The organism is Skermanella sp. (genome assembly GCF_059503625.1).
On the sequence record NZ_JCACHA010000972.1, the window covers coordinates 1 to 6,501 of the forward strand.

A 6,501-nucleotide genomic window follows, 5' to 3' on the forward strand; every position below is an offset into this window, starting at 1 on the left:
AACGATGGAAAACCTGCTGCTGGCCCGTCTATATGCGAACAAGATGCTCGGCCGGGACGATGAGGAACTGGCAAAGACTGCGGAGCAGCATTTTGCCGATCTTGACAACGGACTGGAGACGCTGCGCACCGTCACCAAAGGTCGTTCCTATCATGGAGATATCGTAGGCCTCATTGAACTGGCCGTCGCCTATCATGAAGGGTTTAAGCGGGCTGCGGAACTCAACCATAAAGTTGAGACCACAGTAAACCGCGAAATGCTCCAACTTGGATCGGCGGTTTCAACGGACCTTCGTGCCATCCGCGATAGCGCCGTAGAGGACAAGCATCGGATCCAAGCTGAAGCCGGCGTATTGATCGACTCGACCGAGAGCCTTGTTCTGATCCTGTCGATCATCGGCCTCGTGACAGGAACCACCCTGAGCGTACTCATCGGCCGGGCAATCGCGCAGCCGGTCCTCCAGATGACCGAAGCCATGCGCCGCCTTGCCGCAGGCGATCTGGATCTGGTCATTCCCGGTGTCGGCCGCAAGGACGAGGTCGGTGCGATGGCGGCTGCCGTCGATGTCTTCAAGCAGAACGCGCAAGCCGCGCGCCGATTGGCCAGGGAGCAGCGGGAGGAACAAGAGCGCAAGGAAGCCCGCGCCCGTACGGTTGACGAGTTGATCGCTGGGTTCGATAGTAACGTCACGGGCATCTTGCGAACCGTGAGCGCCGCCGCGACCGAACTGGACAGCACCGCCCAAGGCATGGCGGCGACCGCCGAAGAAACCAGCCGGCAGGCCACCGCGTCGGCGACCGCCGCCGAGCAGACCTCGGCCAACGTGCAGACGGTAGCGTCGGCGGCCGAGGAGATGACCGGCTCCTTGCAGGAAATCTCGCGTCAGGTCAGCCGTTCGACCGGCATCGCCAACGATGCGGTCGATCAGGCCGAGAAGACGGACAGCACGGTCCAGGGTCTGGCCCAGGCGGCACAGAAGATCAACGATGTCGTCGGGCTGATCCAGTCCATCGCCGGGCAGACCAACCTGCTGGCGCTCAACGCCACCATCGAGGCGGCCCGCGCCGGTGAGCACGGCAAGGGCTTTGCCGTGGTGGCGTCAGAAGTCAAGAGCCTGGCGAACCAGACGGCGAAGGCGACCGAGGAGATCACGTCGCAGATCGCCTCGATCCAGACCGAAACCGGCAGCGCCGTCGGCGCCATCCGCGACATCGGCGGCACGATCCGGCAGATGAACGAGATCACGACCACCATTGCGGCAGCGGTCGAGGAGCAGAACGCCGCCACGGCCGAGATCTCGCGCAACGTCGCCCAGGCCGCCGCCGGCACGCAGGAGGTTTCTCTGAACGTCGGCCAAGTCATGGAGGCCTCGGCTCAAACCGGTTCCGCCGCGACCCAGGTGCTTGGCGCCGCCGGTGAACTTTCCCAGCAGGCGGAGATGCTGCGCACCGAGGTCGAGCGCTTCCTGGCCGGTATTCGGGCTGCCTGACACAAGGCGCAGGCAGGTATTGTCGATCAGGCCACTCGGCTGAATATCCAAAGGCGGAAGCCCTCCGTCTTTGGATTTCGATGAACATATTGGTAACCAACTGCCATTTTTCGCCGAAAGGGTTAGGGCAGCCACTCCAGGCTTTGCTGTAGTGTCCCCGTTTTCTTTTTGGCGGAGCTCCCGGATGTCGATCAAAGCCTTATACCTGAGTGCAGTTTCCCTTGTTTCTTTTTACCCCGGACTGGCGACGGCGGCTGAGCCGGTCAAGGTCAAGGTCTTCGCAGCATCCATGTTCGAGATCGGCAAGAATACCGGCGACAGGGCAGGGGAGTTCCAGCACTGGTACGAGCGCTACTGGAAGGACAGCGACCCGGTCACGGTGAAGGGCGCTCTCAATCCGGTCTACTGCGACGCCGACGGGGTCTGCGGCTCCGTGCTCGGCATGGGCAAGGTCAGTTCGTCGGCCTCGATGCAGGCGATCCTGCTCGACCCCAATCTTGATTTTTCGCAAGCTTATTTCATCATTTCGGGAGTAGCCGGGACGCCGCCGGCGCGCGGCACCATCGGCGAGGTCAACTGGGGAAGCTGGCTGGTGGACTACGACCTGGGCCACCGCTGGGCTCCGGAAGAAGGCGAGCCGGGCGCACCGACCTTCATGCCGCGCAAGGGCTACGAATCCGTACGCCTGTTCCGCTTGAACCCCGATCTGGTGGCCTGGGCGATGCGGCTGACGGCAGACACTCCCCTGAAGGATTCGGACGCGGCACGGGCCTATCGCCAGCGCTACCCGCAGGACGCGGCCCGCCGTGCTCCCTTCGTCGGCACCGGGACACACATGACGGGCGACACCTTCTTCCACGGTCCCGGCATGTCGGAGCAGGCGCAGTACATCGCCAAGCTCTACGGCGCCGACGACTACGTGATCACCGAGATGGAAGCCGCCGCGATCACGCTGGTCATCAAGCGCCTGCACGGCGACGACCGCGTCATGAGCCTGCGGGGTGCGGTGAACTACGACCAGGGCAGTACGGGCGAAACCACGCTTCAGCACCTGGACCCGGCGCCGGGCCAGACCGCCGGCGGCTTCGCCGAAACGGTCGAGAACGTCGCGGCCGTGGGGTCGAGGATGGCGGACCATATCGTGAGCCAGTGGGACACGTGGCGGGACGGGGTGCCGGCGCTGGCGAAGTAATTTATAAAGAAAAGGTGTTGGCGCCGTAGGTCGGTCTAGAGCGAAGCGGCAGCCGACAAGCAGGCGCGTCTATGTCGGCTGCCGCTTCGCTCTAGACCGACCTACGAAGGGAAGAAAAGCAGAGATCAATACTTGTCGGAATTGCTTTTGCCACCCCTTTCAGTCGAAGTCGGTCGGCAGAGCTGGGTCGCGGAGGTGCTGGAACAGGCGCGTGATCTGCCAGGGCAGCACGCGGCCGATCGAGAGTTCAGTTTCCGGCACGTCGGCTTGCGCGAAGAATTGGGCGGCGGTGGTTTCGAAGCCGTCGCCCCGCGCAAGTTCCGGAGCGCCGGCCGGTTCGCAGATGAAGAACATCTTGTAGATGTGGAACGGATAATGCGGCAGAAGGGCATGGCGCGCCCGGTCGTAGACGCAGGCGAGTTTCCGTACCCGGACTTCCAAACCGGCTTCTTCCAGAACCTCCCGCGCCACGCATTCGCTCGGGCTCTGGTTGACGTCGGCCCAGCCGCCGGGAAGCGTCCAGCGCCCGTTATCGGCCGCCTCGCGCACCAGGAGGATGCGCCCGTCGCCGTCGAACACCGCACCGCGCACATCGACCTTTGGCGTGGCATAGCCGGTCTGCCCGGCGAAGAGGTCTTCGATCCGGGCAGGATCGCCGGCTGAACGCGCCGCCATCATTTCCGCCGCCAATGCGGTCAGGGATGCGTAGCGTTCGCGGTCGTAGCCGTCCTTCGTAAAGGCCAGCCCGGTTTGAGCCAATGCCTGGATTCGTCGTGCCCATACCAACCAGTCAGGCTCCATGCCGGCCTCCTCAAATTCAGCGTCCGGGATGCCCGGTATCAAAGTAACGATACATACTGGACCAGCACGACCTATACCACCAAATGTCTCAAATTGTTTCATTCGTTATCTTTTCGGCAATTTGTTTGTGCTGAAACTCAGTCCGCGCTCGTTGAAGTGCGGATTTAAAGTAATGAATTGCCTTATGACTTTGGTCTGAGCGTTTCAGCATTTGCTAAAATCCGTCATTTCATTGGAAGCAAGTCTGAGACCATGCCTGTCGAAAGTCATAAGCATGATTCAAATTCGTTCAATTTCCATGCGGCTGGTTGTCGCCATTTCGGCAACGGCGGCGGTCGCCTCCGGTGCGCTATGCGTCGTCGCAATGACCAAGCAGAACGAGATCACCGGTCTGGCGCTCGACCGCGAAATGAAGCTTCAGTATGACGGCGTTCTGGCTGCTTTCGAATACGAAGGACGGACGGCGGCCAGCGTCGCCGCCGTGGTCGGCGGCCTGCCGGGCGTTCAGGACGCGCTGGACCGCGAAGACCGGGCGGCGCTGGGCGGGCTGCTGACCCAGGCCCAGGCCTCGGCCAAGGCCTTGGGCGTCGGTCCCTGGTCCTTTACCAAGCCGCCGGGCATCACGACCTACCGCGTGCATGAGCCGAAGTCGTTCGGCGACGACGTTTCCCAGCGCCGGCGCACGGTGGCGCTGGTCAACCAGTCGGGCAAGGGCGTTACCGGCATCGAGCCGGGGCGCGACAACCTGGGCGTCTACAGCGTCGCCCCCATCATGCGCGACGGCCGCTTCGTCGGTGCCATCGACATCGGCATCACCTTCGGCAAGTCCTTCGTCGACCGGATCAAGACCCAGTTCAACGTCGATTTCGCCGTCCACCGCTTGCAGGACGACCAGTTCAAGACACTGGGCTCCAGCCTGAGCGAAAAATCGCTGGCGACGATGGAAGAAATGAAACTGGCGCTCGACGGGACGACTGTGCTGCGCCGGACCGAGCTGGAAGGCCATCCAGTTGCCCTTTATCTCGGCCAGCTGAAGAACTTCGCCGGCGAGCCGGTCGCCATCATCGAACTGGTCAAGAACATATCCAGCTTCACCGCCGTCGAAACCGGGACGTTCTGGTACCTGATGACCGCGACCGGCGTCGTCCTGCTGGGCTCCGTCCTGGTGGCGCTGCTGGTCGGCCGCGGGCTGTCGCGTCCGCTGGACCGGCTGCGCGGGACCATGGGGCGGCTGGCGCAGGGTGAGACGGATGTCGCGATCCCCGGACGCGACCGCCGGGACGAGCTTGGCTCGATGGCTGACGCGGTCGCCGTCTTCAAGGACATGATGATCGAGGCGGAGGCCCTGCGCACCCAGCAGGAAGCCAGCCGCACCGCCGCCGAAGCCGATCGCAAGCGCGGCATGAACGAGCTGGCCGACCGTTTCGAGGCGAGCGTGCGCCACGTGATCGACGCGGTGTCCGCATCGGCCGACGACATGCGGGGTGCTGCCCAGTCGATGTCGGTCACCGCCGAGGAAACCCAGCGCCAGACTTTGGCGGTCGGGTCGGCGTCCGAGCAGACCTCGAGCAACGTGCAGACGGTGGCGACCGCCGCCGAGGAGCTTTCCGCTTCCATCAGCGAGATCGCGCGGCGGACTGCCGATGCGTCGCAGGTCGCGATCCGCGTCAGCGAGGAAGGCAAGCGGACCGACAGCATCGTCGCCGGCCTGACCACCTCGGCCCAGCGGATCGGCGAGATCGTGCAGATGATCCAGCAGATCGCGTCCCAGACCAACCTGCTGGCGCTGAACGCCACGATCGAGGCGGCGCGGGCGGGAGAGGCCGGCAAGGGCTTCGCCGTCGTCGCGTCGGAAGTCAAGCAGCTGGCGACCCAGACTTCGCGGGCGACCGAGGACATCCAGTCCCAGGTCAGCGAGATCCAGTCGGAAACCGCCAAGGCGGCCGAGGCGGTGCGCGGCATTTCCACCCGGATCGAGGAACTGAGCGGGATCACCGCGTCGGTTTCCAGCGCAGTCGAGGAGCAGGGCGCCGCGACCCAGGAGATCGCCCGCAACGTCCAGCAGGCATCGCTCGGGACACAGGAGGTCTCGGCTACCATCGGATCGGTCACGGCGGCCGCCAACGAAACCGGCAGCGCAGCGGCCCAGGTGCTCGCCTCGGCCGATGGTCTCGCCACCCAATCGGCGCGGCTGCGGAACGAAGCCTTGCAGTTCCTGGCCACGATCCGCGTCGCCTGATCGGAGCCGGCTTACCGGCTCAACTTCGATTTCAATACCCGAGGGATCACTTAAGCAGATGACTGAAGCATTACCCCGGCGCCGGTTTCTGATCGGCGCCGCGACCGGAACCGCTGCCGTGACGGTGGCCGGAGCCTTCGGCGCCCCCGACCTCGCGGCGGCCCAGCCGCAGGAAACGTCCCCGGAAGCCAAGCCGGAAACGAAAACCGTTGAAGCGGAAACTCCGGAATACATCCCGGAACCGATGCAGGTCCTGACCGCCACCGAAGCCGCCTTCGTCGCGGCGGCGGCCGATGCGATGATCCCGGCGGACGACCTGTCGCCGTCGGGTTCGGAATGCGGCGTCGTGACCTATATCGACCGCCAGCTGGCGGGCGCCTATGGGGCAGGGGCCAGGATGTACCGGGCGGGACCGTTCCACACTGCGGTCCCCGGCTTTGGCGAACAGTCGCCGCTGACGCCGCTGGAGTACTTCCGCGCCGGCATCAAGGCGGCCAACGACTGGACCAGGGCGACGCACGGCAAGCCGCTCGACGGACTGGAGCCCGCCAAGATCGCCGAGGCGCTGAAGACGATGGAAGCCGGCAAGGCGGAGTTCGCCTCGATCGGGTCACGCCCGTTCTTCAACGCTCTGCTTGCCATGGTGATGGAAGGCTTCTTCGCCGACCCGATGTACGGCGGCAACCGCAACATGGCGTCGTGGCGGATGATCGGCTACCCCGGCCTGCCCGCGACATATGCCGACAAGATGGATGCCTTCCGGGGCAAGCGCTACGAGGT

Annotated in this window: 5 protein-coding genes; 4 read left to right on the forward strand and 1 reads right to left on the reverse strand. The window is 64.3% G+C overall.

Annotated elements, in window-relative coordinates; genetic code table 11:
• Together AC5JJ6_RS35655 and AC5JJ6_RS35660 are read left to right on the forward strand one after the other, a co-directional pair.
• Window positions 1-1,489: methyl-accepting chemotaxis protein (locus AC5JJ6_RS35655; protein ID WP_496046583.1), on the forward strand; the 1,489-nt coding region annotated here is incomplete at its 5' end.
• A 184-nt stretch (window positions 1,490-1,673) separates the two neighbouring features.
• Window positions 1,674-2,681, forward strand: coding sequence for a purine-nucleoside phosphorylase (locus tag AC5JJ6_RS35660; protein ID WP_496046584.1), 1,008 nt, complete (start codon window positions 1,674-1,676; stop codon window positions 2,679-2,681).
• A gap of 159 nt (window positions 2,682-2,840) precedes the next feature.
• Here the strand turns inward: AC5JJ6_RS35660 and AC5JJ6_RS35665 are convergent, their stop codons facing one another.
• Window positions 2,841-3,482 (reverse strand): NUDIX hydrolase, encoded by a 642-nt coding sequence (locus tag AC5JJ6_RS35665; protein WP_496046585.1) that lies wholly within the window; start codon window positions 3,480-3,482, stop codon window positions 2,841-2,843.
• A 298-nt stretch (window positions 3,483-3,780) separates the two neighbouring features.
• Here AC5JJ6_RS35665 and AC5JJ6_RS35670 point away from each other — a divergent pair, with 298 nt between their 5' ends.
• On the forward strand, window positions 3,781-5,721 hold the full coding sequence (locus tag AC5JJ6_RS35670) for a methyl-accepting chemotaxis protein (protein ID WP_496046586.1): 1,941 nt from the start codon (window positions 3,781-3,783) through the stop codon (window positions 5,719-5,721).
• A 58-nt stretch (window positions 5,722-5,779) separates the two neighbouring features.
• Window positions 5,780-6,501, forward strand: a 722-nt coding sequence (locus AC5JJ6_RS35675; protein ID WP_496046587.1) for a gluconate 2-dehydrogenase subunit 3 family protein, incomplete at its 3' end; no start/stop codon positions are given.